Origin of the sequence: Burkholderia oklahomensis C6786, assembly GCF_000959365.1 — a bacterium.
Classification (GTDB): Bacteria; Pseudomonadota; Gammaproteobacteria; order Burkholderiales; family Burkholderiaceae; genus Burkholderia; species Burkholderia oklahomensis.
The window spans coordinates 3,296,351-3,322,189 of sequence record NZ_CP009555.1; the positions used below are offsets into that span (position 1 = coordinate 3,296,351).

Annotated in this window: 21 protein-coding genes and 1 pseudogene; 18 read left to right on the plus strand and 4 right to left on the minus strand. The window is 67.8% G+C overall.

The genetic code is table 11. The features are described 5' to 3' along the window. The 3 genes from BG90_RS35105 to map all read right to left on the minus strand — a co-directional run bounded on the left by BG90_RS35105 (position 1) and on the right by map (position 5,175). Positions 1 to 1,659 (minus strand): pseudouridine synthase, encoded by a 1,659-nt coding sequence (locus BG90_RS35105; protein WP_107950788.1) that lies wholly within the window; start codon positions 1,657 to 1,659, stop codon positions 1 to 3. Positions 1,660 to 1,675: 16 nt separating this feature from the next. After that, the gene (locus BG90_RS14785; RefSeq protein ID WP_010115927.1) at positions 1,676 to 4,252 is read right to left on the minus strand and encodes a [protein-PII] uridylyltransferase; all 2,577 of its coding nucleotides are present in this window, start codon (positions 4,250 to 4,252) and stop codon (positions 1,676 to 1,678) included. 107 nt (positions 4,253 to 4,359) lie between these two features. Then, positions 4,360 to 5,175 (minus strand): type I methionyl aminopeptidase, encoded by an 816-nt coding sequence (map, locus tag BG90_RS14790; protein ID WP_010115925.1) that lies wholly within the window; start codon positions 5,173 to 5,175, stop codon positions 4,360 to 4,362. Positions 5,176 to 5,622: 447 nt separating this feature from the next. Between map and rpsB the strand changes: the two genes are divergently transcribed. From rpsB to BG90_RS14870, 16 genes are all read left to right on the plus strand, one after another. Next, positions 5,623 to 6,363, plus strand: a complete 741-nt coding sequence (gene rpsB, locus BG90_RS14795) for a 30S ribosomal protein S2 (protein ID WP_010104624.1) — start codon at positions 5,623 to 5,625, stop codon at positions 6,361 to 6,363. A gap of 182 nt (positions 6,364 to 6,545) precedes the next feature. Continuing rightward, positions 6,546 to 7,427 (plus strand): translation elongation factor Ts, encoded by an 882-nt coding sequence (tsf, locus tag BG90_RS14800; protein WP_025989882.1) that lies wholly within the window; start codon positions 6,546 to 6,548, stop codon positions 7,425 to 7,427. Positions 7,428 to 7,605: 178 nt separating this feature from the next. Next, positions 7,606 to 8,319: a UMP kinase gene (gene pyrH, locus BG90_RS14805; RefSeq protein WP_010104618.1), complete on the plus strand. Its 714-nt coding sequence runs from the start codon at positions 7,606 to 7,608 to the stop codon at positions 8,317 to 8,319. Positions 8,320 to 8,411: 92 nt separating this feature from the next. After that, positions 8,412 to 8,972, plus strand: coding sequence for a ribosome recycling factor (gene frr, locus BG90_RS14810; protein ID WP_010104616.1), 561 nt, complete (start codon positions 8,412 to 8,414; stop codon positions 8,970 to 8,972). A gap of 47 nt (positions 8,973 to 9,019) precedes the next feature. Next, on the plus strand, positions 9,020 to 9,802 hold the full coding sequence (gene uppS, locus BG90_RS14815) for a polyprenyl diphosphate synthase (RefSeq protein WP_010115923.1): 783 nt from the start codon (positions 9,020 to 9,022) through the stop codon (positions 9,800 to 9,802). Next, on the plus strand, positions 9,796 to 10,617 hold the full coding sequence (locus BG90_RS14820; protein ID WP_010115921.1) for a phosphatidate cytidylyltransferase: 822 nt from the start codon (positions 9,796 to 9,798) through the stop codon (positions 10,615 to 10,617). Before uppS ends, BG90_RS14820 begins: the two co-directional genes overlap by 7 nt. Before the next feature lie 14 nt (positions 10,618 to 10,631). Then, positions 10,632 to 11,828: a 1-deoxy-D-xylulose-5-phosphate reductoisomerase gene (locus BG90_RS14825; protein WP_010115919.1), complete on the plus strand. Its 1,197-nt coding sequence runs from the start codon at positions 10,632 to 10,634 to the stop codon at positions 11,826 to 11,828. A gap of 11 nt (positions 11,829 to 11,839) precedes the next feature. Beyond that, the gene (gene rseP, locus BG90_RS14830; RefSeq protein WP_010115917.1) at positions 11,840 to 13,231 is read left to right on the plus strand and encodes an RIP metalloprotease RseP; all 1,392 of its coding nucleotides are present in this window, start codon (positions 11,840 to 11,842) and stop codon (positions 13,229 to 13,231) included. A gap of 64 nt (positions 13,232 to 13,295) precedes the next feature. Beyond that, positions 13,296 to 15,605: an outer membrane protein assembly factor BamA gene (gene bamA / locus BG90_RS14835; RefSeq protein WP_045568194.1), complete on the plus strand. Its 2,310-nt coding sequence runs from the start codon at positions 13,296 to 13,298 to the stop codon at positions 15,603 to 15,605. A 67-nt stretch (positions 15,606 to 15,672) separates the two neighbouring features. Next, positions 15,673 to 16,176 (plus strand): OmpH/Skp family outer membrane protein, encoded by a 504-nt coding sequence (locus BG90_RS14840; RefSeq protein WP_010104604.1) that lies wholly within the window; start codon positions 15,673 to 15,675, stop codon positions 16,174 to 16,176. Positions 16,177 to 16,192: 16 nt separating this feature from the next. Beyond that, entirely contained in the window at positions 16,193 to 17,278 is a 1,086-nt protein-coding gene (gene lpxD, locus BG90_RS14845; RefSeq protein ID WP_010104602.1) for a UDP-3-O-(3-hydroxymyristoyl)glucosamine N-acyltransferase, read from the plus strand. 144 nt (positions 17,279 to 17,422) lie between these two features. After that, entirely contained in the window at positions 17,423 to 17,890 is a 468-nt protein-coding gene (gene fabZ / locus BG90_RS14850; protein ID WP_006026072.1) for a 3-hydroxyacyl-ACP dehydratase FabZ, read from the plus strand. A gap of 58 nt (positions 17,891 to 17,948) precedes the next feature. Continuing rightward, on the plus strand, positions 17,949 to 18,737 hold the full coding sequence (lpxA, locus tag BG90_RS14855) for an acyl-ACP--UDP-N-acetylglucosamine O-acyltransferase (protein WP_010104600.1): 789 nt from the start codon (positions 17,949 to 17,951) through the stop codon (positions 18,735 to 18,737). A gap of 4 nt (positions 18,738 to 18,741) precedes the next feature. Beyond that, positions 18,742 to 19,908, plus strand: a complete 1,167-nt coding sequence (gene lpxB / locus BG90_RS14860) for a lipid-A-disaccharide synthase (RefSeq protein ID WP_010104599.1) — start codon at positions 18,742 to 18,744, stop codon at positions 19,906 to 19,908. Further along, positions 19,908 to 20,552 (plus strand): ribonuclease HII, encoded by a 645-nt coding sequence (gene rnhB / locus BG90_RS14865; protein WP_010104598.1) that lies wholly within the window; start codon positions 19,908 to 19,910, stop codon positions 20,550 to 20,552. The genes lpxB and rnhB overlap by 1 nt, the downstream gene beginning before the upstream one ends. Next, a complete protein-coding gene (locus BG90_RS14870; RefSeq protein ID WP_010104597.1) occupies positions 20,549 to 21,337 on the plus strand; it encodes a TrmH family RNA methyltransferase in 789 nt (262 codons plus the stop codon). The genes rnhB and BG90_RS14870 overlap by 4 nt, the downstream gene beginning before the upstream one ends. A 213-nt stretch (positions 21,338 to 21,550) precedes the next feature. On the opposite strand, the gene ppsR is transcribed toward BG90_RS14870, so the two are convergent. Then, positions 21,551 to 22,366 (minus strand): posphoenolpyruvate synthetase regulatory kinase/phosphorylase PpsR, encoded by an 816-nt coding sequence (ppsR, locus tag BG90_RS14875; RefSeq protein WP_010104596.1) that lies wholly within the window; start codon positions 22,364 to 22,366, stop codon positions 21,551 to 21,553. A gap of 548 nt (positions 22,367 to 22,914) precedes the next feature. On the opposite strand from ppsR, the gene BG90_RS14880 reads away from it, so the two are divergent. Both BG90_RS14880 and BG90_RS14885 read left to right on the plus strand, forming a co-directional pair. Next, the gene (locus BG90_RS14880; protein WP_010115914.1) at positions 22,915 to 24,804 is read left to right on the plus strand and encodes a S53 family peptidase; all 1,890 of its coding nucleotides are present in this window, start codon (positions 22,915 to 22,917) and stop codon (positions 24,802 to 24,804) included. Between the two features lie 61 nt (positions 24,805 to 24,865). Next, positions 24,866 to 25,690 (plus strand): annotated as a pseudogene (locus tag BG90_RS14885) (phytochelatin synthase family protein); the annotation flags it as partial. Positions 25,691 to 25,839: the final 149 nt, after the last annotated feature.

The window sequence follows — 25,839 nt, forward strand, 5'->3', positions numbered from 1 at the left end:
TCAGAACGACTCGTCCGGCCCGAGGTAGCGCCACTCGCCCTGCGGCAGCGCCCCCAGCATCACGCGGCCCATCCGCACGCGCTTCAGGCCGATCACTTCGAGGCCGACGAGTTCGCACATCCGGCGAATCTGGCGCTTCTTGCCTTCGCGCAGCACGAAGCGCAACTGCTCGCCATTCTGCCAACTGACCATCGCGGGCTTGAGCGGCGCGCCGTCGAGCTCGAGGCCGTGGCGCAGCTTCGCGAGCGACTCGGCGGGAAAATGCTGGTCGATGTCGGCCATGCGCTCGCCGAAGCGCACGCGCACCAGATATTCCTTGTCGATGTCGGATTGCTCGCCGATCAGCTGCTTCGCGACGCGGCCGTTTTGCGTCAGCACGAGGAGGCCTGTCGAATCGATGTCGAGCCGGCCCGCGGGTGCGAGCGCGCGCAGGTGCTGCGGCGAGAAGCGCAGCGGCGAGCGGTCGCCGCTCCAGTGGTTCTCGCGCGTGACGAGCGTCACGGCGGGCGCGTAGCCGTCTTCCGCCTGGCCCGACACATAGCCGACCGGCTTGTGCAGCAGGATCGTCACTTGCGCCGCCTGCGCGGCGCGCGCGTTCGAGTCGATCTCGATGCGCTGGTCGGCGCGCACCTTCGTGCCGAGCGTGTCGATGCGCTCGCCGTCGACGAGCACCCAGCCTTTCTCGATCCATTCGTCCGCCTCGCGGCGCGAGCAGAGGCCGAGCTCCGACATGCGCTTCGACAGGCGCACGAGGCCCGTTTCGTCGCCGCGGTCGACGGGTGCGGCGGATGCGCCCGAGTCGGTCGCGCGGCGCTTGATCGGCTGGGCGACTTTCAGCGCGGGGCCCGTCGTTGCCCGAGCGGTGGGGCGGCGCTCGTCGGCGGCGCGCGCGCGCGGCGCCTTGCGTTCGTCGGAGCGTGCGGTGCTGCGCGAAGGCGCGCGTTTGGCGGGTGCGCCGTAGCGGTCGTCGGCGCGCTGCGGCGCACGCTTGCCGCCTGCCGCGCCTTTGCCCGCGAACGACGAGGGCGCTGGATCGCGTGCGGTGCGGCCGTTCGTGCGTGGCGCGCGGTCGTCGGACTGGCGCGACGTGGTCCGGGACGTGCCGCCGAACTTGGCGCCCGCCGCGCCGCGCGTGCCGGCGGGTTTCGCCGCGTCGCGCTCCGCGCGGCCTTTGCCGCGCGCGCCCGGATCGAACGAACGCGCGTCCGTGCTGCGCGACGGCCGTTCGTCGCGTTGCCCGCCGCGATCGGCGGGGCGGCGCTCGAACTTCGCGTCCATACGGCGGGCGCCTTCGCCGGCCGCCGCGCCGGGCGCGCCGGCGCGCCTGGCCGACGCGCGCTCGCCGCTCGGGCGGCCCGCGTCATTCGCGGTACGCGGCTTCGCGAAGCGTTTGCCTTCGGACGCCGCAGCCGGACGCGACGGCGTGCCCGCGCGCTTCGGCGCGGCGGCCGCCGCGCCTCGCGGCGCCGACGGCTTCGCGGCGGGTTTCGCGGATTTGGCCGCGGACTTCGGCGCTGGGGACTTCGGCGCTGCGGGCTTCGCGCCGGCCGCTTTCGCGTCGGGCCGCGCGACCTTGCGCGCGGTGAGGCTGCCGGAGCGGACGGGGGCGCGGCCGGGCGTCGCCGGCCGCGGATTCTTGACGGTCAATTTTGTGCGCATAAACGCTGGAACACACTCACACTGCGATCGCGCGCAGCAACTCGGTTTCGACTTGGATCTGCAGACGGTTGTCGGACAAGCCGCTACCGTCGAGCATGAAGACGTCCTCGACGCGTTCGCCGAGCGTATTGATCCGCGCCGCATGGACGCCGACCCGGTGCTCGGCCAGCACGCGCGCGATCGAATAAAGAAGACCCGGCCGGTCGTTGGCGGACACGGACAGAATGTAGTATTGGCCGCGCTCGTCGGCCCGCAGGTCGACGCGCGGCGTGATCGGGAACGTGCGCGACAGCCGCGACAGCCGGCCCTTCGACGGCTCGGGCAGCGGCGCCGATTCGGCGAGGCGCGCGGCGAGCTGCTGCTCGACGAGGTTCGCGATGTCGCGGTACTGCACGTCGTGCTCGGTTTGCGTGACGATGAAGTTGTCGAGCGCGTAGCCGTGGCGCGTTGTGTTCACGCGCGCGTCGAGCACCGACAGCCCGTTGCGGTCGAAGTACGCGCAGATCCCCGCGAACAGGTCCGAGCGGTCCTTCACGTAGACGAGCACCTGCAGCGCGTCGCCGACGGGCGACGGCCGCGCGCGGACGATCGCCGTATCGGCTTCGACGTGCCGATACAGCACGCGGGTCTGCCACGCGATGTCGGCCGCGTCGTGGCGCAGGAAGTAGCCGACGTCGAGTTGATCCCAAAGCGCGCGGTGCGCGTCGGGCGCCACGGTTTCGAGGCGCAGCAGCGCGAGCGCCTCTTCCTGCCGCGTCTTCAGCTCGGAATGCGCATCGGGCTGCGCGCCGCCCAGCACCGCGAGCGTCGAGCGATAGAGATCCTCGAGCAGCTTGCCTTTCCACGTGTTCCACACCTTGGGGCTCGTGCCGCGGATGTCGGCGACGGTCAGCAGATAGAGCGCGGTCAGGCGCCGCTCGCTGCCGACGAGGTCGGCGAAGCGCTTGATCACCTCCGGATCGCTCGTGTCCTGCTTCTGCGCGACCTGGCTCATCGTCAGGTGATGCTGGACGAGCCACACGACGAGCGCCGCGTCGTCGCCGTCGATCCCGTGCTCGCGGCAGAAGCGCCGCGCGTCGGCCATCCCGAGCGTCGAGTGGTCGCCGCCGCGGCCCTTCGCGATGTCGTGGAAGAGGGCGGCGACGTACAGCACCCACGGCCGCTCGAAGTTCACGATCAGCTGACTGCAGAACGGATATTCGTGCGCGTGCTCGGCGACCGCGAAGCGGCGGATGTTGCGCAGCACCATCAGGATGTGCTGATCGACCGTGTACACGTGGTACAGGTCGTGCTGCATCTGGCCGACGATCCGCCGGAAGTTCAGCAGATAGCGGCCGAGCACGCTTGTCTGGTTCATCAGGCGGAACGCGTGCGTGATGCCTTCGGGCTGCTGCAGGATCTGCATGAACGTGTGGCGGTTGCGCGGATCGCGCCGCCACGCGTTGTTCATCACGTCGCGCGAGTTGTAGAGCGCGCGCAGCGTGCGTGCGGACAGGCCCTTCACGCCCCGCGTCGCCTCGTACAGCAGGAACGCCTCGAGGATCGCGTCCGGGTGGCGCTCGAACACGTCGTCCGAGGCGATCTCGAGCATCCCCTGCTTCTCGACGAAGCGCCCGGGCGACAGCACGCGCGTGACGCCGCTCGTCGCCGGGAAGAGCTGCGCCTCGATGTTCTGGATCAGGATCGTCGCGAGCTGCGTGACCGCCTTCGCGGCCCAGTAGTAGCGCCGCATCAGCTGCTCGCTCGCGCGCTTCGCGTGCGTCGGCTGGTAGCCGAAGCTCTCGGCCGCCTGCGTCTGCAGATCGAACACGAGGATGTCCTGCCGGCGCCCGGCGATCACGTGCAGCCGCGCGCGCAGCGTCTTCAGGAAGCCTTCGTTGCGGCGCAGCTCGCGCGCCTCGCGATCGGTGATGAGCCCGCGCGTGTCGAGCTCGCGCCAGCTGCTGCCGAAGCCCGCCGCGCGCGCGATCCAGAGGATCGTCTGCAGATCGCGCAGGCCGCCGGGGCTTTCCTTCACGTTCGGCTCGAGGCTGTACGGGGTGTCCTGGAATTTCGCGTGGCGCTGGCGCATCTCCAGCACCTTCGCCTGGAAGAACGCGCGCGCGTCGAGCGCCTCGCGATAGCGCAGCGTGAAGCGCTCGAAGAGCGCGGTGCTGCCGACGATGCGGCGCGCCTCCAGCAGCGACGTCTGCACGGTGACGTCCTGCGACGCCTCCTCGATGCACTGATCGACCGTGCGCACGCTGCTGCCGATCTCGAGCCCGAGATCCCACGCCATCCCGATGAAGCGCTCGATCCGCTCGTCGAGCTCGCTCGCGTGCGAGTCGGGCAGGAGCACGAGAATGTCGACGTCCGAATGCGGCGACAGCTCGCCGCGCCCGTAGCCGCCGACCGCGACGAGCGCGAGCGTCGCGGGCAGCCCGCACGCTTGCCAGAGGTGGCGCAGCGCGTCGTCGGTCGTGCGCGACAGCGCGTGCATCAGCGGCGTGACGTTGGCCGCGGCCTTGAAGCGCGCGAGCAGCTCGGCCTTCGCGGCCTTGAATTCGGCTTTGTGCGACAGCGCGGGAGGCGGCGCGGCGACGGAAGCGCTCATGGACGGCAATCGGATTGGGCGGTTGAACGGGGGCGCGCGGCGACGCGAGCGGCTACCTGGCTAAACGGGCAAAGCGGACGGAACGGGACGCGGCGCGCGGGCGGCGCTCAGACCGCAGTGGCCGGCGCGGCGAACGTCGGGCGCGCGGGCGTGCCGGCCGACACCGTCAGCACGTCGTAGCCCGTGTCCGTCACGAGGATCGTGTGCTCCCACTGCGCGGACAGGCTGCGGTCGCGGGTCTTGACGGTCCACTGGTCGGGCATCGTGCGGATGTCGCGCTTGCCGGCGTTGATCATCGGCTCGATCGTGAAGATCATGCCAGGCTTCAGTTCGATGCCGGTGCCCGGCCGCCCGTAGTGGACGACCTGCGGATCCTCGTGGAACACCGTGCCGATCCCGTGGCCGCAGTATTCGCGCACGACGCTGTAGCCTTGCGCCTCCGCGTGCTTCTGGATCGCGTGGCCGATGTCGCCGAGATGCGCGCCGGGCTTCACCTGGTCGATGCCGAGCCACATGCATTCATAGGTGGTCTGCACGAGGCGCTTCGCGAGGATCGAGCCTTCGCCGATGATGAACATCCGGCTCGTGTCGCCGAAATAGCCGTTCTTGATGACGGTGACGTCGATGTTGAGCGCGTCGCCGTTCTTGAGCGTCTTGTCGCCCGGGATGCCGTGGCAGATCACATCGTTGACCGACGTGCAGACCGCCTTCGGGAACGGCGGGTAGCCGGGCGGCTGGTAGTTGAGCGGCGCGGGAACCGTGCCCTGCACGTTCACCATGTACTCGTGGCAGAGGCGGTCGAGCTCGCCCGTCGTCACGCCCGCGACGACGAACGGCGTGATGTAGTCGAGCACTTCGCTCGCGAGACGGCAGGCGATGCGCATCTGTGCGATGTCGTGTTCGTTTTTGAGCGTAATGGCCATGAGTCGGTGCCTGAAATGCGGTGAATTCGGCAATTATCGCACCTTATTCCTGCTGTCGCAGCCTTTCGCGGGCGGGCGCGGCGCGAAATCCGGCGCAGCGGCGCGGGCCGCGCGGAAGTCGTCGCGCAGCGGGCCGCGCGCCCGCCCGCGCGGCGGCAAGCGGCGGGTGACTTGAGAGCCGCCATGCTCGCATGCTATACTTATTGGCTAAGTCGACGCTGAAATCGCTATTTTGCCTGGCGCGGGAACGTTGGAGTTTTCGTTCGAGGCGCGGCGGTCGCGGCGAAGGCTGGCGGCGCGAAGCTTTCGAATGGTTTTCGAAGTGCGCGCCGAATCGCAAGCCGGCGCACCCAGGGTGTCGCGGCGCGAACGGAGCGGGGCAGTGCCCGCCGTCGCGCCATGATACGGCAGCCGGCTTAAGACCCAAACCCTCGTGGAGAAATACAAATGGCAGTCACGATGCGCCAAATGCTGGAAGCCGGTGTCCACTTCGGTCACCAAACGCGCTTCTGGAACCCGAAGATGGCTCCCTTCATCTTCGGTCACCGCAACAAGATTCACATCATCAACCTCGAAAAGACGCTGCCGATGTTCAACGACGCACAGAAGTACGTGCGTCAGCTCGCGGCGAATCGGGGCACGATCCTCTTCGTCGGCACGAAGCGCCAGTCGCGCGACACGATCGCCCAGGAAGCGCTGCGCGCGGGCATGCCGTACGTGAACGCCCGCTGGCTCGGCGGCATGATGACCAACTTCAAGACGCTGAAGGTGTCGATCAAGCGCCTGAAGGACATGGAAGCGGCGGTCGAGGCGGGCGAGCTCGAGAAGATGAGCAAGAAGGAAGCGCTGTTGTTCGAACGCGAAATCGCGAAGCTGCAGAAGTCGATCGGCGGCGTGAAGGACATGGGCGGCATTCCGGACGCGATCTTCGTCGTCGACGTCGGCTACCACAAGATCGCCGTGACCGAAGCGAACAAGCTCGGCGTGCCGGTCATCGCCGTGGTCGATACGAACCACTCGCCGGAAGGCGTGGATTACGTGATCCCGGGTAACGACGACTCGAGCAAGGCTGTCGCGCTGTACGCCGAAGGCGTGGCCGACGCGATCCTCGAAGGCCGTGCGAACGCGGTCAACGAAGTGGTCCAGGCGGCGCGCGGCGACGACGAATACGTCGAGGAAAACGCGTAACCGGCCCCGAGCCGGCGCAAAAAGGGGGCTCTCAACAGGCCCCCTTTTTTTAAGCCGCTTTTTTTCGGGCGGCCGATCCGGGCCGACGCCAAGCGAAAAATGCGCGGAAGCCCGGAAACGAATGCCTGCCGCCTGCGTCGAAGTGCGGGCGGCGTTGTGAATACAGACTCAAGGAGCGAATGATGGCGGCAATTACCGCAAGCATGGTGGCAGAACTGCGCGCGAAGACCGACGCACCGATGATGGAATGCAAGAAGGCGCTGACGGAAGCCGACGGCGACATGGGCAAGGCTGAAGAGCTGCTGCGCGTGAAGCTCGGCAACAAGGCCAGCAAGGCCGCGTCGCGCGTGACGGCGGAAGGCATCGTCGCATCGTTCGTCGGCGCCAATGCGGGCGCGCTCGTCGAACTGAACTGCGAAACCGATTTCGTCGCGAAGAACGACGATTTCAACGCGTTCGCGAAGACCATCGCGGAACTCGTCGCGACGCAGAACCCGGCCGACGTCGCCGCGCTGTCGGCGCTGCCGCTCGACGGCAAGACGGTCGACGAAGTGCGCCTCGCACTCGTCGGCAAGATCGGCGAGAACATCTCGATTCGCCGCTTCGTGCGCGTCGAGACGTCGAACAAGCTCGCGACGTACCTGCACGGCAGCCGCATCGGCGTGATCGTCGAGTACACGGGCGCGGAAGAGCAGGTCGGCAAGGACGTCGCGATGCACGTCGCGGCGATGAAGCCGGTCTCCCTGTCGTCCGAGGAAGTCCCGGCCGAGCTGATCGAGAAGGAGCGCCGCGTCGCCGAGCAGAAGGCCGCGGAATCGGGCAAGCCGGCCGAGATCGTCGCGAAGATGGTCGACGGCAGCGTCCAGAAGTTCCTGAAGGAAGTGTCGCTGCTGAACCAGCCGTTCGTGAAGAACGACAAGCAGACGATCGAGCAGATGCTGAAGGCCGCGAATGCGGCGGTGCAGAAGTTCGCCCTCTTCGTCGTCGGCGAAGGCATCGAGAAGCGCCAGGACGACTTCGCCGCGGAAGTGGCCGCGCAGGTCGCCGCCGCCAAGCAGCAGTAACCAGTCGTAAAAGCAGTAACCAGCAGTACGCTTGACCCGCGGCGGACGACCGTTCCGCCGCGGCCGGCAGCGCCGCCGGACGGGGCTTTCAGCCAGCCCGGCCCGGCGGCGCTTGCTCGAATCAGCATTTCGCCCCTACAGTTCGTGCTTGTCATCCTCTCGTCGCTCGGAAGTCCCTATGCCCAATGCCTATAAACGCGTCCTCCTCAAACTTTCCGGCGAAGCTCTGATGGGCGACGATGCCTTCGGCATCAATCGCGCGACGATCGAGCGGATGGTTGCCGACATCGCGGAAGTCGTGCGTCTCGGCACGCAGCTCGCGGTCGTGATCGGCGGCGGCAACATCTTCCGCGGCGTCGCGGGCGGTGCGGCCGGCATGGATCGCGCGACCGCGGACTACATGGGGATGCTCGCGACGATGATGAACGCGCTCGCGCTGCAGGACGCGATGCGCCACGCGGGCATCGAGGCGCGCGTGCAGTCGGCGCTGCGGATGGACCAGGTGGTCGAGCCGTACATCCGCCCGCGCGCGATCCGCCAGCTCGAGGAGGGCAAGGTGGTGATCTTCGCGGCGGGCACGGGCAACCCGTTCTTCACGACGGACACGGCGGCCGCGCTGCGCGGCTCGGAAGTCGGCGCCGAAGTGGTGCTGAAGGCGACGAAGGTCGACGGCGTCTATTCGGCCGATCCGAAGAAGGATTCGTCCGCGACGCGCTACTCGTCGATCAGCTTCGACGAAGCGATCGGCCGCAACCTGCAGGTGATGGACGCGACGGCGTTCGCGCTCTGCCGCGACCAGAAGCTGCCGATCCGCGTGTTTTCGATCAACAAGCCGGGTGCGCTCAAACGTATCGTGCAAGGTGAGGACGAGGGCACGCTCGTCCACGTGTAAACTCTCGTCGATGCGGGCAGCCGGCGGCGCCGTGCGCCGCCCGTTGGGCATTGCCCGCATCGTTTTGAAGTTTGGAAGGTTCGGAGGTTGAAATGAGTGTCGCTGATATCAAGAAGGGCGTCGAGCAGAAGATGCAGCGCTCGATCGAAGCGTTCAAGAACGATCTGGCGAAGATCCGCACGGGCCGTGCGCACGCCGGTCTGCTCGATCACGTGCAGGTCGACTACTACGGTTCGATGGTGCCGATCTCGCAGGTCGCGAACCTGACGCTCGTCGACGCGCGCACGATCGGCGTGCAGCCGTGGGAAAAGAACATGGTCGCGAAGGTCGAGAAGGCGATCCGCGAAGCCGATCTGGGCCTGAACCCGGCGACGGCGGGCGACCTGATCCGCGTGCCGATGCCGGCGCTGACGGAAGAGCGCCGCCGCGAGCTGACGAAGGTCGTCAAGAGCGAAGGCGAGACCGCGAAGGTCGCGATCCGCAACCTGCGCCGCGACGCGAACGAAGCGCTCAAGAAGCTCGTGAAGGACAAGGAAATCTCCGAGGACGACGAGCGCCGTGCGGGCGACGACGTGCAGAAGCTGACCGACAAGCACGTCGCGGAGATCGACAAGCTCGTCCAGAGCAAGGAAGCGGAGATCATGACGGTCTGACGCCGCCTTGAGTCGCACTTTTTCCTGCAGCTACAGTCTCAGCGGCCATGACTTATACCAGCTCTACCGTTCGCGTGCCTGACGCCGCCGCCGTGCCGCGCCACATCGCGATCATCATGGACGGCAACGGCCGTTGGGCGACCGAGCGCCGCCTGCCGCGCGTCGCGGGACACACGCGCGGCGTCGACGCCGTGCGCTCGGTCGTCGAAGGATGTGCGCGGGCGGGCGTCGAATACCTGACGCTCTTCGCGTTCAGCTCCGAGAACTGGCGCCGGCCGAACGACGAGGTGTCGTTCCTGATGCGCCTGTTCATCACCGCGCTCGAGCGCGAGGTCGGCAAGCTGCACGCGAACGGCATCCGGCTGCGCGTCGTCGGCGATCTGTCGAAGTTCGAGCCGCGCATCCAGGCGCTGATCCGCCGCGCGGAAACGAAGACCGCGCGCAACACGCGCCTCACGCTGACGATCGCCGCGAACTACGGCGGTCGTTGGGACATCCTGCAGGCGACGCAGAGGCTCGTCGACGAGGCGGCGCGCGAAGGGCGTGCAGCCGAAGTCGACGAGGACGCGTTCGCCCGCCATCTGGCGATGGCCTATGCGCCGGAGCCGGATCTCTTCATCCGCACGGGCGGCGAGCAGCGAATCAGCAATTTCCTGCTCTGGCAGCTCGCGTACACCGAGCTCTACTTCACCGACAAATTCTGGCCGGATTTCGACGCAAACGCGCTCGCCGAGGCGCTCGCGTCGTACACGCACCGCGAACGCCGCTTCGGCCGCACGAGCGCGCAGCTCGAACCCCAGGCTCAGGACGCCGATTCCCTTTCATGCTGAAGACCCGTGTCATCACGGCGCTCGTGCTGCTGGCAGTGCTGCTGCCCGTGACGCTGTACGCGCCGCTTTCCGCGTTCGGCGCGCTGATCGCGCTCGTGCTCGTGTTCGCCGCGTGGGAATGGGGACGGCTGCTGAAGCTGGGCGGGGTCGGCCCGGTCGTCTACGCGGTCGTCGCGGCGCTCGCGCTCGCGGCGAGCACGCGGCTCGGCATCGGCGCGCAGGCCGCGCGGCCGCTCTTCGAGGCGGCGGGCGTGTTCTGGCTGCTGGCCGGCCCGTATGCGCTCTGGCGCAAGCCGGCGCTCGCCGAGCGCGCGTGGAAGCCGTTCCTGCTCGCGGCCGGCCTCGTCGTCTTTTCCGCATGCTGGCATGCGCTCGTCGCGGCGCGCGCGGAAGGCGTACCCTTCGTATTGTCGCTGCTGGTGGTGGTATGGCTCGCCGATATCGGTGCATACTTCGCCGGCAAGAGGTTCGGCAGGCACAAGCTCGCGCCGTCCGTCAGCCCCGGCAAAACCTGGGAAGGCGCGGCGGGCGGCTGGCTCGTGGTGATGATCGTCGCCGGCGCGGCCGTCGCGGCGCACGCCTTCGAACCGACCCTTTATTCGGCGTTCGTCGCGCATTACGGCGCGGCGGGCGCATTCGCGGCGCTGACGCTCCTCGTCGCGTTCAGCGTGGTCGGCGACTTGTTCGAGTCGCTGCTGAAGCGCCAGGCGGGCGTGAAGGACTCGAGCGGCCTGCTGCCGGGCCACGGCGGCGTGCTCGACCGCGTCGACGCGCTGCTGCCCGTGCTGCCTCTCGCACTGTTGCTGCTCGGTTAAAACTAGACACCATTATGCAAAAACGTCTGACATTGCTCGGTTCGACGGGCTCGATCGGAGACAGCACGCTCGACGTCGTCGCGCGTCATCCGGAGCGCTTCGCGGTCCACGCGCTCACGGCCCACCGCAACGGCGACAAGCTCGTCGCCCAGTGCCTGCGCTTTGCGCCCGACGTCGCGGTGGTCGGCGACGCCGAAACCGCCGCGCGGGTCGAAGCCCAATTGCGCGCCGCGGGCAGCAAGACGCAGGTCGCGTACGGCCGGCAGGCGCTCATCGACGTGTCGAAGAGCGACGGCTGCGACACCGTCGTCGCGGCGATCGTCGGCGCGGCGGGGCTCGCGCCGAGCCTCGCCGCCGCGCGCGCGGGCAAGCGCGTCCTGCTCGCGAACAAGGAATCGCTCGTGATGTCGGGCGCGATCTTCATGGACGCGGTGCGCGACCATGGCGCGATCCTGCTGCCCGTCGACAGCGAGCACAACGCGATCTTCCAGTGCATGCCGCGCGACGCGGCCGAGCGCGGCGGGATCGCGAAGATCATCGTGACCGCGTCGGGCGGCCCGTTCCGCACGCGCGAGCCCGCGACGCTCGCCGACGTGACGCCCGACGAGGCCTGCAAGCATCCGAACTGGGTGATGGGCCGAAAGATTTCGGTCGACTCGGCGACGATGATGAACAAGGGCCTCGAGGTGATCGAGGCGCATTGGCTGTTCGGCCTGTCGGGCGAGCGCATCGACGTGCTGATCCATCCGCAGAGCGTGATCCACTCGCTCGTGTCGTATCGCGACGGCTCGGTGCTCGCGCAGCTCGGCAATCCCGACATGCGCACGCCGATCGCGCACGCGCTCGCGTTTCCCGAGCGCGTCGACGCGGGCGTCGCGCAGCTCGATCTCGCGCAGATCGCGGCGCTCACGTTCGAGAAGCCCGACTACGCGCGCTTCCCGTGTCTCGCGCTCGCGATCCAGGCGCTCGACGCGGGCGGCGTCGCGAGCGCGGCGCTCAATGCGGCGAACGAGATCGCGGTCGACGCGTTCCTGTCGCGCCGCATCCGCTTCACGGCGATCGCGCAGACGGTCGAGGCCGTGCTGAACGGGCTCGCCAACCGCACGCCGAGCGGCCTCGACGACGTCGTCGAGGCCGACGCCGACGCACGCCGCGCGGCGACGGCGTTCATCGAAAAGCTGAGCGCGCCCGGCGTGGAGCGCGCCGTCTGAATGGGGCTGTCATGAACGTGCTGGTCGAACTGATCGCGTTTGCAGTGGCGATCGGCGTGCTGGTCGTCGTGCATGAGTACGGGCATTACCGCGTCGCACGCTGGTGCGGCGTCAAGGTGCTGCGCTTCTCGATCGGCTTCGGCGCGCCCGTCGCGCGCTGGGTCAGCAAGAAGACGGGCACCGAGTGGACGCTGTCCGCGCTGCCCTTGGGCGGCTACGTGAAGATGCTCGACGAGCGCGATCCCGGCGACGGCATTCGCGCGGACGAGCTGCCGCGCGCGTTCAACCGGCAATCGGTCGGCAAGCGCATCGCGATCGTCGCGGCGGGGCCGATCGCGAATTTCCTGCTCGCGATCGCGCTCTTTTCGCTCGTGTTCGCGACCGGCGTGACGGAGCCCGCGGCGATCGTCGCGCCGCCCGCGGCCGGCACGCCCGCTGCGCTCGCGGGCCTCGATGGCGGCGAGACGATCGTGTCGATCCGCGACGCGCGCGCTGGCGACGCCCATGGCGGCGAGGCGGAGCCGGTGCGTTCGTGGTCCGAGCTGCGCTGGAAGCTGCTCGGCGCCGCATTCGATCGCAGGGACGTCGTGCTCGGCGCGCGCAATCGCGCCGACGGCGCGACGTACGATTTCCGCGTCGATCTGCACGGCATCGCCGATCGCGAGATCGACGACGATTTCATGACGCGTCTCGGCTTCGAGCCGGGCGGCGGTTCGCTGACGGTGACGTCGGTGCTGCCGGGCGGTGCCGCGCAGCAAGCGGGGCTGCAGCCGGGCGACAAGCTCGTCGCGCTCGACGGCGCGCGCATCGGCGGCTCGACGCGCTTCATCGACGACGTGAAGGCGCACGCGGGCCGCACGCTGTCGCTGCGGATCGAGCGCGCGGGCGTCGAGCGCACGGTGTCGATCGTTCCGCAAGCGAAGCGCGACGACGAAACGGGCAAGGAGGTGGGCCGCATCGGCGCGGCGCTCGCATTGCGGACGCCGTCCGTCGACGTGCGCTACGGCGCGCTCGAGAGCGTCGGGCTCGGCGCGCGGCGCACGTGGGACATCGCGGTGTACTCGCTGAAGATGTTCGGCAGGATGGTGACGGGCGAAGCGTCGCTGAAGAATCTGTCCGGGCCGGTGACGATCGCGGACTACGCGGGCAAGAGCGCGCGGCTCGGATTGTCGGCGTTCCTATCGTTTCTCGCCCTTGTCAGCATTAGCCTCGGCGTGCTGAACTTGCTGCCGATTCCCGTTTTGGACGGGGGGCATCTGTTATATTATCTGGTTGAAGCCGCGACCGGCAAGGCCGTATCGGAGCGCTGGCAACTGATTCTGCAAAGAGCGGGATTGATCTGCATCGTCGCATTGTCGGCGATCGCGCTGTTCAACGATCTGGCTCGGTTAATCCATTTTTGACGCGTCGGGCGGCAGCCGCAAGGGCGGCCGCCTGATCTGATGCAAGCTTAAACACTGGGGATGCATGTTGTTCAAACCTCATCGCTTCGTACCTAAGACGGTTGCTGCCGCGGCGCTCGCCGCGCATGGTCTCGCGGCACACGCAACGGCGCCCTTCGTGGTGCAGGACATCAAGATCGAAGGCTTGCAGCGCGTCGAAGCGGGTTCCGTGTTCGCGTACCTGCCGATCAAGCAGGGCGACACGTTCACCGACGACAAGGCATCCGAAGCGATTCGCGCGCTGTACGCGACGGGCTTCTTCAACGACGTGCGGATCGCGACGCAGGGCGGCGTCGTGATCGTCCAGGTGCAGGAGCGTCCGGCGATCGCCTCGATCGATTTCACCGGCATCAAGGAATTCGACAAGGACAACCTGAACAAGGCGCTGAAGGCCGTGGGCCTGTCGCAGGGCCGCTACTACGACAAGTCGCTCGTCGACAAGGCGGAGCAGGAGCTGAAGCGCCAGTACCTGACGCGCGGCTTCTACGCGGCGGAAGTGTCGACGACGGTCACGCCGGTCGACGCGAACCGCGTGTCGATCCTGTTTTCGGTCGCCGAAGGTCCGAGCGCGAAGATCCGCCAGATCAACTTCATCGGCAACAAGACGTTCAGCACGGGCACGCTGCGCGACGAGATGCAGCTGTCGACCCCGAACTGGTTCTCGTGGTACACGAAGAACGACCTGTACTCGAAGGAAAAGCTGACGGGCGACCTCGAGAACGTGCGCTCGTACTACCTGAACCGCGGGTATCTGGAGTTCAACATCGAGTCGACCCAGGTGTCGATCTCGCCGGACAAGAAGGACATGTACCTGACGGTGACGCTGCACGAAGGCGAGCCGTACACGGTATCGAGCGTGAAGCTCGCGGGCAATCTGCTGGACCGCCAGGCGGAGCTCGAGAAGCTCATCAAGATCAAGCCGGGCGACCGCTTCTCGGCGGAGAAGCTGCAGCAGACGACGAAGGCGATCGTCGACAAGCTCGGCCAATACGGCTATGCGTTCGCGGCGGTGAACGCGCAGCCGGAGATCGACCAGGCGACGCACAAGGTGGGCCTCACGCTCGTCGTCGATCCGAGCCGGCGCGTGTACGTGCGCCGGATCAACATCGTCGGCAACACGCGCACGCGCGACGAAGTGGTGCGCCGCGAAATGCGCCAGCTCGAGAGCTCGTGGTTCGATTCGGGCCGCCTCGCGCTGTCGAAGGACCGGATCAATCGTCTCGGCTACTTCACCGACGTCGACGTGACGACGCTGCCCGTCGAAGGCACGAACGACCAGGTCGACGTGAACGTGAAGGTCGCCGAAAAGCCGACGGGCGCGATCACGCTCGGCGCGGGCTTCTCGTCGACGGACAAGGTCGTGCTGTCGGCGGGCATCTCGCAGGACAACGTGTTCGGCTCGGGCACGAGCCTCTCGGTGAACGTGAACACCGCGAAGAGCTACCGCACGCTGACCGTCACGCAGGTCGACCCGTACTTCACGGTCGACGGCATCAAGCGGATCACCGACGTGTTCTACCGCACGTACCAGCCGCTCTATTACTCGACGAATTCGAGCTTCCGGATCATCACGGCGGGCGGCAACCTGAAGTTCGGCATCCCGTTCTCGGAAACCGACACCGTGTACTTCGGCGCGGGCTTCGAGCAGAACCGTCTCGACGTCGATTCGAACACGCCGCAGTCGTATCAGGACTACGTGCAGCAGTTCGGACGCGTGTCGAACACGGTGCCGCTGACTGTCGCGTGGTCGCGCGACGCGCGCGACAGCGCGCTGATCCCGAGCCGCGGCTACTTCACGCAGGCGAACGTCGAATACGGCGTGCCGGTCGGCAAGATCCAGTACTACAAGGCGGACGTGCAGGCGCAGTACTACTATTCGTTCGCGCGCGGCTTCATCCTGGGCCTGAACCTGCAAGGCGGCTACGGCAACGGCATCGGCAATCCGTACCCGATCTTCAAGAACTACTACGCGGGCGGTATCGGCTCCGTGCGCGGCTACGAGCCGAGTTCGCTCGGCCCGCGCGACACCAGGACGAACGATCCGATCGGCGGCTCGAAGATGATCGTCGGCAACATCGAGTTGACGTTCCCGCTGCCGGGCACGGGCTACGACCGTACGCTGCGCGTGTTCACGTTCCTCGACGGCGGCAACGTCTGGGGCAACGCGCCGGGCGGCACGAGCACGGGCGCGAACGGCCTGCGCTACGGCTACGGTATCGGTCTCGCGTGGATCTCGCCGATCGGGCCGCTCAAGCTGAGCTTGGGCTTCCCGCTGCAGAAGCACGAAGGCGATCAATATCAGAAATTCCAGTTCCAGATCGGGACGGCGTTCTGATCGATCAGGCACTGACTACAGCATCGAGAGGGTAATCTTGCTAACCGGTAAGTTTTCGAAACGAGTGATGTGCGCGCTGGCGCTTGCCGCCGCGCTCGGCGCGACGGTCGCGCATGCGCAGGACGTCGCGCGCATCGCGGCCGTCAATTCGGACCGGATCCTGCGCGAGTCGGCGCCCGCGAAGGCCGCGCAAACGAAGCTCGAGGCCGAGTTCGCGAAGCGCGACAAGGATCTGCAGGACATGGCCGCGCGCCTGAAGTCGTTGTCCGATTCGCTCGACAAGAACGGTCAGACGATGTCGGCCGCCGACCGCGCGCAGAAGCAGCGCGATCTCTCGCAGCTCGACACCGATTTCCAGCGCAAGCAGCGCGAGTTCCGCGAGGATCTGAACCAGCGCCGCAACGAAGAGCTCGCGGCGGTGCTCGACAAGGCGAACAAGGTGATCAAGCAGATCGCCGAGCAGCAGAACTACGATCTGATCGTGCAGGAAGCGGTGTACGTGAGTCCGCGCATCGACATCACCGACAAGGTGCTGAAGGCGCTCGCGTCGCCTTCCAGCCTGTCGAACTGAACGGAGCGAACGTCGAATGGCATTGACGCTTGAGGCGCTCGTCGCGCGGTTCGGCGGCGAGATCGTCGGCGACGGCGGGCGCGAGGTCGGCGGTCTCGCGCCGCTCGATCAGGCAGGCCCGCAGCAGCTCGCGTTCCTCGCGAATCCGAAGTATCTGGCGCAGGTCGAGACGACGGGCGCCGCCGCGGTGCTGATCGCGCCGCGCGATCTCGAGAAGCTCGGCGCGGCCGCGAACGGCCGCAATTTCATCGTCACGCCGAATCCCTACGCTTATTTCGCGCGCGTCGCGCAGATGTTCATTGATCTCGCCGCGCCGCAGCGCGCCGCGGGCGTGCATCCGAGCGCGACGATCGATCCCGCCGCGCAGATCGCCGCGAGCGCCGTGATCGGCCCGCACGTGACGGTCGAGGCGGGCGCCGTGATCGGCGAGCGCGTGCAGCTCGACGCGAACGCGTTCGTCGGCCGCGGCACGCGGATCGGCGACGACTCGCACCTGTATCCGAACGTCACGATCTATCACGGCTGCACGCTCGGGCCGCGCGCGATCGTCCATTCGGGCGCCGTGATCGGTTCCGACGGCTTCGGCTTCGCGCCGGATTTCGTCGGCGAAGGCGACGCGCGCACGGGCGCCTGGGTCAAGATTCCGCAGGTCGGCGGCGTGAAGGTCGGCCCCGACGTCGAGATCGGCGCGAACACGACGATCGACCGCGGCGCGATGGCGGACACCGTCATCGAGGAATGCGTGAAGATCGACAACCTCGTGCAGATCGGCCACAACTGCCGGATCGGCGCGTACACCGTGATCGCCGGCTGCGCGGGCATCGCGGGCAGCACGACGATCGGCAGGCATTGCATGATCGGCGGCGCGGTCGGCATCGCCGGGCACGTGACGCTCGGCGATTACGTGATCGTCACCGCGAAGTCGGGCGTATCGAAGTCGCTGCCGAAGGCGGGCATCTACACGAGCGCGTTTCCGGCCGTCGAGCACGGCGACTGGAACAGGAGCGCGGCGCTCGTGCGCAATCTCGACAAGTTGCGCGATCGGATCAAGGCGCTCGAGACCGCGCTGGCCGCGCGGGAAGGCGACGCCGGCGGCGCATGAATTCACGTCGACCGGGCCGCGGCGGGCAGCGCTCGCAGGCTGCCCGCCGCGCCGGTCGACCGAACCGCGCGCCGCTTTCCCCGACGCGGCCCGCATCAGCATTTGCAGTCATCACCGCGCAGCCATTGCGTGAGACGAACCATCATGAGCACTGAAAAAATCAATTTCGACATCCACAAGATCCTCACGCTGCTACCGCATCGCTACCCGATTCTGCTCGTGGATCGCGTGCTCGAACTCGAACCGCACAAGTCCATCAAAGCGTTGAAGAACGTGACGGTCAACGAGCCGTTCTTCACGGGCCACTTCCCGAAGCGGCCGGTGATGCCGGGCGTGCTGATCATCGAGGCGCTCGCGCAGGCGGCCGCGCTCCTCACGTTCGCCGAGGCGGAGCCGAAGGATCCGGAGAACACGCTGTACTACTTCGTCGGCATCGACAACGCGCGCTTCAAGCGCGTCGTCGAGCCGGGCGACCAGTTGATCCTGAACGTGACGTTCGAGCGCTACATTCGCGGCATCTGGAAGTTCAAGGCCGTCGCGGAAGTGGACGGCAAGGTCGCGGCGGAAGCCGAGCTGATGTGCACGGTCAAGACGGCCGACGCGGCGCCCTGAGCGCGCGCGGCACGCAACGGCTACGCAACGCGACACACACATTGAGAGGCAACGGCGCATGAGCAGGATTCACCCCACGGCGGTCATCGAGCCGGGCGCGCAGATCCACGAGACGGCCGAGATCGGCCCGTATGCGATCGTCGGTCCGAACGTGACGATCGGCGCGCGGACCACGGTCGGTTCGCACAGCGTGATCGAAGGCCATACGACGATCGGCGAAGACAATCGCATCGGCCATTACGCGTCGGTGGGCGGCCGCCCGCAGGACATGAAGTACCAGGGCGAGCCGACGAAGCTCGTGATCGGCGATCGCAACACGATCCGCGAATTCACGACGATTCACACGGGCACCGTGCAGGACGCGGGCGTCACGACGCTCGGCGACGACAACTGGATCATGGCGTACGTCCACATCGGCCATGACTGCCGCGTGGGCAGCCACGTGATCCTGTCGAGCAACGCGCAGATGGCGGGCCACGTCGAGATCGGCGACTGGGCGATCGTCGGCGGGATGTCGGGCGTCCATCAGTTCGTGCGGATCGGCGCGCATTCGATGCTGGGCGGCGCGTCGGCGCTCGTGCAGGACATTCCGCCGTTCGTGATCGCGGCGGGCAACAAGGCCGAGCCGCACGGGGTCAACGTTGAGGGGCTGCGCCGCCGCGGATTCTCGCCGGATGCGATTTCCGCGCTGCGCAGCGCGTATCGGATCCTGTACAAGAACGGCCTGTCGCTCGAAGAGGCGAAGGTCCAGTTGCGCGAGCTCGCACAAGCGGGCGGCGACGGCGACGTGGCCGTCAAGGCGCTCGTCGACTTCGTCGAGACGTCGCAGCGCGGCATCATTCGCTGACGCGATGGTGTTCCAACCCACACCGCTGCGCGTCGCGCTCGTCGCGGGCGAGCCGTCGGGCGATCTGCTCGGCGCGTCGCTCATGGGCGGGCTGCACGCGCAGCTGCCCGCATCGTCCCGCTACTACGGGATCGGCGGGCCGCGCATGACCGCCGTCGAATTCGACGCGCACTGGCCGATGGAAAAGCTCGCGGTGCGCGGCTACGTCGAGGCGCTCAGGCACATCCCCGAGATCCTGCGCATTCGCGGCGAGCTGAAGCGCCAACTGCTCGCGGAGCCGCCCGATGCGTTCGTCGGCATCGACGCGCCCGACTTCAACTTCGGTCTCGAGCAGGCGCTGCGCGGCGCCGGCATTCCGACGATCCACTTCGTGTGCCCGTCGATCTGGGCGTGGCGCGGCGGACGCATCAAGAAGATCGTCAAGGCCGTCGACCACATGCTGTGCCTGTTTCCGTTCGAGCCCGAGCTGCTCGAGAAGGCCGGCGTCGCGGCGACGTTCGTCGGTCATCCGCTCGCCGACGAGATTCCGCTCGAACCCGACATGCACGGCGCGCGGATCGCGCTCGGCCTGCCGGAAAGCGGCGCCGTGATCGCGGTGCTGCCGGGCAGCCGCCGCTCGGAGATCGAGCTGATCGGCCCGACGTTCTTCGCGGCGATGGAGCTGATGCAGCAGCGCGAGCCCGGCGTGCGCTTCATCGTGCCGGCCGCGACGCCCGCGCTGCGCGAGCTGCTGCAGCCGCTCGTCGACGCACATCCGAAACTGTCGGTCATGCTGACCGAGGGCCGCGCGCAGGTCGCGATGACGGCGGCCGACGCGATCCTCGTGAAGAGCGGCACCGTGACGCTCGAGGCGGCGCTCCTCAAGAAGCCGATGGTGATCTCGTACAAGGTGCCTTGGCTCACGGGGCAGATCATGCGCCGCCAGGGCTATCTGCCGTACGTCGGACTGCCGAACATTCTCGCGGGCCGCTTCGTCGTGCCCGAGCTGCTGCAGCATTTCGCGACGCCCGACGCGCTCGCCGACGCGACGCTCACGCAGCTGCGCGACGACGCGAACCGCCGCACGCTCACCGAAATCTTCACCGACATGCATCTCGCGTTGCGCCAGAACACCGCGCAGCGCGCGGCCGAGGCCGTCGCGCGCGTGATCGAAAGCAGGAGGCCGCGCTGATGGTCACGACTCGCAACCCGCGTGGGGCCGCGGGCGGTGCGGCGCAGCCGGCGCTCGATTTCGACGCGCCGGGCGAGATCGTCTGCGGCGTCGACGAAGCCGGGCGCGGCCCGCTTGCCGGGCCGGTCGTCGCGGCGGCGGTCGTGCTCGATCCGGCGCGGCCGATCGAAGGGCTCGACGATTCGAAGGCGCTGTCAGCGAAGAAGCGCGAGCGGCTCTTCGACGAGATCGTCGCGCATTCGCTCGCGTACTGCGTCGCATCGGCGAGCGTCGAGGAGATCGATACGCTCAACATCCTGCACGCGACGATGCTCGCGATGAAGCGCGCGGTCGAAGGGCTCGCGATGCGACCGACGCTCGCGAAGATCGACGGCAACCGCTGCCCGACGCTGTCGATCCGCAGCGTGGCGATCGTCGGCGGCGACGCGCTCGTGCCGAGCATCTCGGCAGCGTCGATTCTCGCGAAGGTCACGCGCGACCGGATGCTCGTCGATCTGCATCAACTGTTTCCGATGTACGGGTTCAACGTGCACGCCGGCTATGGCACGCCGCGGCATCTCGCGGCGCTGCGCGAGCACGGTCCGTGCGAGCATCACCGCCGTTCGTTCGCGCCCGTGCGCGCGGCGCTCGATCTGATTCGATGAAAGCGATCACTTCTCGCGACAATCCGCTGTACAAGCGACTGAAGGCGCTCGCGGGCTCGACCCATCAGCAGCGCCGCGGCGGCCAGGCGCTCCTCGAGGGCCTCCATCTCGCGAGCGCGTACCTCGACACGGCTGGGCAGCCGGAGCTGTGCGTCGTCACCGACGGCGCGCTCGCGCACGCGGAGGCGCGCGAGATCGTCGGGCGCGTCGAGCCGGCGCGGCTCGTCACGCTGCCCGATGCGTTGTTCGGACAGCTGTCGAACGTCGTCAACGGCGTCGGCCTGCTGCTGCTCGTCGAGCGGCCGGCGCCCGCGCTGCCCGAGCGCGTCGTGGACACGTCGGTCGTGCTCGACGGCGTGCAGGATGCGGGCAACGTCGGTTCGATCCTGCGCAGCGCGGCCGCGGCGGGCGTGCAGCAGGTGTTCTGCGCACCGGGCACCGCGTACGCGTGGTCGTCGAAGGTGCTGCGCTCGGCGATGGGCGCGCATTTCCTGCTCGACATTCACGAGGACGTCGATGTCGATACGCTGATCGAGCGGCTCGCGGTTCCGGTCGCGCTGACCGACTCGCACGGCGCGCGTGCGATCGATGACTGCGACCTGTCCGGGCCGGTCGTGTGGGTGTTCGGCAACGAAGGGGCGGGCGTGTCCGCGCGCTGGCGCGATGCGGCGACGCATCGCGTGACGATTCCGCAGCCGGGCGGGATGGAATCGTTGAATGTGGCTGCCGCGGCGGCAATTTGTCTGTTCGAGCAGTGCCGGCAGCAACGCGTGCGCGGCGCGTGACGCTCGCGCGCTTCCTTTTCCCTTTTTGTCTCGAACGCGCGGCGGCGCACGGCTTGGTGCGCGGCTTGGCGCGCGATGCCCGTGAAGCCGGCGTCGCGCTTCTGACCGGCGGAGCCGCGGGCGACGCGCATTCGCGCTATTGCCGAGCCCGAGCGAGCGCGGCGCGATGCCGCGACGCGCTCGAAACGCGTCGCCGCGCATCGCGGCCCGACGTCAATACGACTGCCGCTCGAGCTTGATTTCCTGCAGGATCGTCGTCGCGATCTCCTCGATCGACTTGTGCGTCGACGACAGCCACTTGATCCCTTCGCGCCGCATCATCGCTTCCGCTTCGTTGATTTCGTAGCGGCAGTTCTCCGGCGCTGCGTATTTGCTGCCGGGGCGGCGCTCGTTGCGGATCTCGGAGAGCCGCAACGGATCGATCGACAGCCCGAACAACTTGTCGCGATGCGGGTTGAGCGGCGTCGGCAGCTTGCCGCGCTCGAAGTCTTCCGGGATCAGCGGATAGTTCGCCGCCTTCACGCCGTACTGCATCGCGAGGTAGAGGCTCGTCGGCGTCTTGCCGCTGCGCGACACGCCGATCAGGATCACGTCGGCATCGGCGAGATTGCGATTCGACTGGCCGTCGTCGTGCGCGAGCGAGAAGTTGATCGCTTCGATCCGCGTCTTGTATTCCTCGGTGTCCGCGTTCTGGTGGACGCGCCCCATCGCATGGCTCGACTTCAGCTGCAGTTCCTGCTCGAGCGGTTCGACGAAACGCTGGAACATGTCGAGCACGAGCGCATCCGAGCGCTTGACGATCTCGTTCGATTCGCCGTCGACGAGCGTCGTGAACACGATCGGCCGGCGGCCGTCGTGCTGCGCGGCGTCGTTGATCTTCTGGACCGTGCCGTATGCCTTCTCGAGCGAATCGATGAACGGCACGCGCACGAGCCGGAATTTCTGGTCGAACTGGGACAGGATCGAATGCGCGAAGGTTTCGGCTGTGATCCCGGTGCCGTCGGAGACGATGAATACGGTTGGAAGCATGAATCGAAGCGTCGAGCGTGTGCGTGGCGGCCGCGCGCGGCCGGAAGACGGTCATTTTAGCAGGCGCGGGCGCGCCGTTCGGCGCGACGGCGGCGCGCGCGGCGGCGGATGGCCGAGCGTCCTGCCGTCGGCGCTCGCGGCGAACGATTAATCCGGATTGAACGATAAGCATTTGCGGATTAAGCAATAGTCGATGCGCGCATTCATCGAAATGGTCTGTAATATTCCGTAATGCTGTTCGAAAGACGGTAACGCTGGCCGGATTCGTATCGTCACGCGATTGTTTCCGTTTCGGTGTTCAGCACGTCGAATCGTTTCAACCGTTTCGATCGATTCGGAATCCTTCTTAATGGGCGAATCGACGGATCGGCCCGAAGCGAGGGCCGAGGGCGAAGCGCGTGCGTTCGTTTGCCGTCGCGCAGGCAGGGCCGGGAGAGCGGGCCTGCCCGCGTGCGGACAGCAGTCGTGTCGGCAGTGATGCTCGAGCAGTCCGGCGGTTCGATTTCATGGTGTTTTGACTTTATTCAAATCAAACGAGGGACGACGAAATGACGTCAAGAAGATGGGCCAAGCCTCGCGCTTCGCAATCGAAGCGTACGATTTACGCGGCGACGTTTTTTGCCGCGACGACGCTGACGGCGCACGCCGCGGCGCCGGCGTGGGTCGACACGCAGACCCGCGCGTATCCGGCTTTTCCGCAGCAGGCGCTCGCCGCTTCGCAGGCGTCCGCGGCGACGTCCGCGGCCGGAAAGGCGATCGATACGGCGCCCGGCCAGCCGGTGCGGGTCGTCGTCAGTCTCAATCTCAACGACGAGGCGAAGCTCGACCGCTTCCTTCGCGATCTGCATACGGTCGGCAGCGCTGCGTACGGCAAGCATCTGACGCCTGCCGAATTCGCCGCGCAGTATGCGCCGACGCAACGGCAGGTCGCGCTCGTCGAAGCGCATTTGCGCAAATCCGGGTTTCGTGACATCCAGGTGTCGCCGAATCGGCTGCTGATCTCGGCGACGGGAACCGCCGCGGCGGTCAAGACGGCGTTCAACACGCGGCTCAAGAGCTTCACGCTCGAAGGCCGGCGCGTGTACGCGAACCAGGACGCGGCTCAGGTGCCGACCGAGCTCGGCGGCATCGTCGGCGCCGTGCTCGGGCTCGACAGCGCGACGCTCGCACACACGTACAACCGCCAGGCGGCCGTGACGGGCGCCGTCGGCGGCGCGAAGGCGTCGCTCGCCGCGCGCGCGAGCGAAGCGACCGCCGCCGCGAGCGGCACGCCCGTCGTGACGGGCCACGATCCGCTCGAGTTCTCGCGGATCTATCGCGCGGGCTCGACGCCGACGGCGTCGCAGACGACGGTCGGCGTCATCATGGCGGGCGACGCGAGGCCCGTGCTGCGAGATCTGGACGCGTTCACCGCGAAAGCGGGGCTCGCGCGCGTGGCGGCGACCGTCACGCGCACCGGGCCGCCCGGCAGCGACTACAGCGACAACTCGGGCTTGAGCGAGTGGGACATGGACAGCCAGGCGATCGTCGGCGCGGCGGGCGGCGAGGTGAAGGGGCTCGTGTTCTACGCGGCGCCGTCGATGCTGTTGACCGACATCACCGAGGCGTACAACCGCGCGGTCGTCGACAACGTCGCCAAGGTGATCAACGTGTCGCTCGGCGTGTGCGAGGCGGGCGCGCGCTCGTCCGGCACGCAGGCGGCCGATGACCGGATCTTCAAGAGCGCCGTCGCGCAGGGGCAGACGTTCGTCGTCGCGGCGGGCGACGCCGGTGCATACGAGTGCAGCGTGAGCCGCATTTCCGGCGGGCAGGGCGTGCCGGCGCGGTCGGACTATTCGGTGAGCGAGCCCGCGACGTCGCCGTACGTCGTCGCGGTCGGCGGCACGACGCTGTCGACCGACACGTCGACGGGCGCGTACGCCGGCGAAGTCGCGTGGAACGAGGGCTTGCAGCCGATCGGCGTGTACGACCCGTACGGCAGCTACGACGGCACGCAGCGCCTGTGGGCGACGGGCGGCGGCTACAGCAAGAACGAAGCGGCGCCGGCCTGGCAGCGGGGCGTGCTCGGCACGTCGGGCAAGACGCGCGCGCTGCCCGATATCGCGTTCGATGCGGACGGCCGCAGTGGCGCGCACGTCCACGTGAACGGCCAGACCGAGCAGTGGGGCGGCACGAGCCTCGCGGCGCCGATCTTCACCGGCATCTGGGCGCGCGTGCAATCCGACAACGGCAATCGGCTCGGCTTTCCGCTCGCGAGTCTCTATCGCTACGTTCCGTCCAATGGCGCGCTGGTGCACGACGTGAGATCCGGCAACAACGGCTCGGGCGGCTACGGCTACAAGGCGGGCACCGGCTGGGATCCGGTGACGGGCTTCGGCAGCCTCGACATCGGGAATCTGGCCGCATTCGCGAAGAAGACGGCGGACTTCGCCCGTTGAGTCTCGGCGCGCGGGCGGCGCGACGCTCGTCGCGGGGCGGCGGCGCGGGCGGGATGCGCCTCCTCGCGCCCCTCGCGCGGCGTCGCCGCCGGCTTCGCGCTATGCTCGTGCGGGCGCCGCGAAGGCGGCGCTCGGCTCGTCAAACGACAAAGGATCGATCGTGACAAAAAGATTCGTTGGCGTCGTGCTCGTCGCGCTTGCGCTGATCGGCCGCGCGGCCGCGCAAACCTTGCCGTTGCCCGGCAGCCTGATCGATCTCGGCAGCAGCGCCGGCGAGCGCATGCTAGCCGAGAGCGGCGCGCGCAGCGCGTACGTGCCGCTCGGCAGTCATTTCGTCACGCAGAAGACCGAGAGCTATTGCGGCGTCGCGTCGCTCGTGATGGTGTTGAACGCGCTGCGCGTGCCGGCGCCCGCCGCCGCGCAATATCCGCCGTTCCACTATTTCACGCAGGACAACGTGCTCAACGACGCGACCGAGCAGATTCGCCCGCGGCTGCAGATCGAGCAGCGCGGAATGACGCTCGATCAGCTCGGCGCGCTCGCGAACGCGCTCGGCGCGAGCGGCGACGTGCGCCATGCTTCGGACGTGTCGGTCGACGCGTTTCGCGCGGACGCGGCCGCACATCTCGGCCGTTCGGGGCGCTACGTGCTCGTCAACTACCTGCGCAGCCGGCTCGGCCAGCAGACGGGCGGCCACATCTCGCCGCTCGGCGCGTACGATGCCGCGGCCGACAGCTTCCTGATCCTCGACGTGTCCCGTTACAAATACCCGCCTGTCTGGGTGAAGACGGCCGACCTGTACGCGGCGATGAACACGGCCGATGCGGACAACGGCGGCCGCAGCCGCGGCTACGTGCTGATCGACGGGCCGGCGGGAGGACGCTGACGCGCGAGGCATCGGCGTTCCGGGCTGGCGCGTCCCGGCGCGCGTTCCCGAAGGCGCCGGGCCGGCGGTGCGGGACCGCGCGGCAGGATGGCCGCGAGGCGCTCGGGGCGCCGCCGTGGAAGCGCGAAGCGCCGGAGTGCCGGAACGCC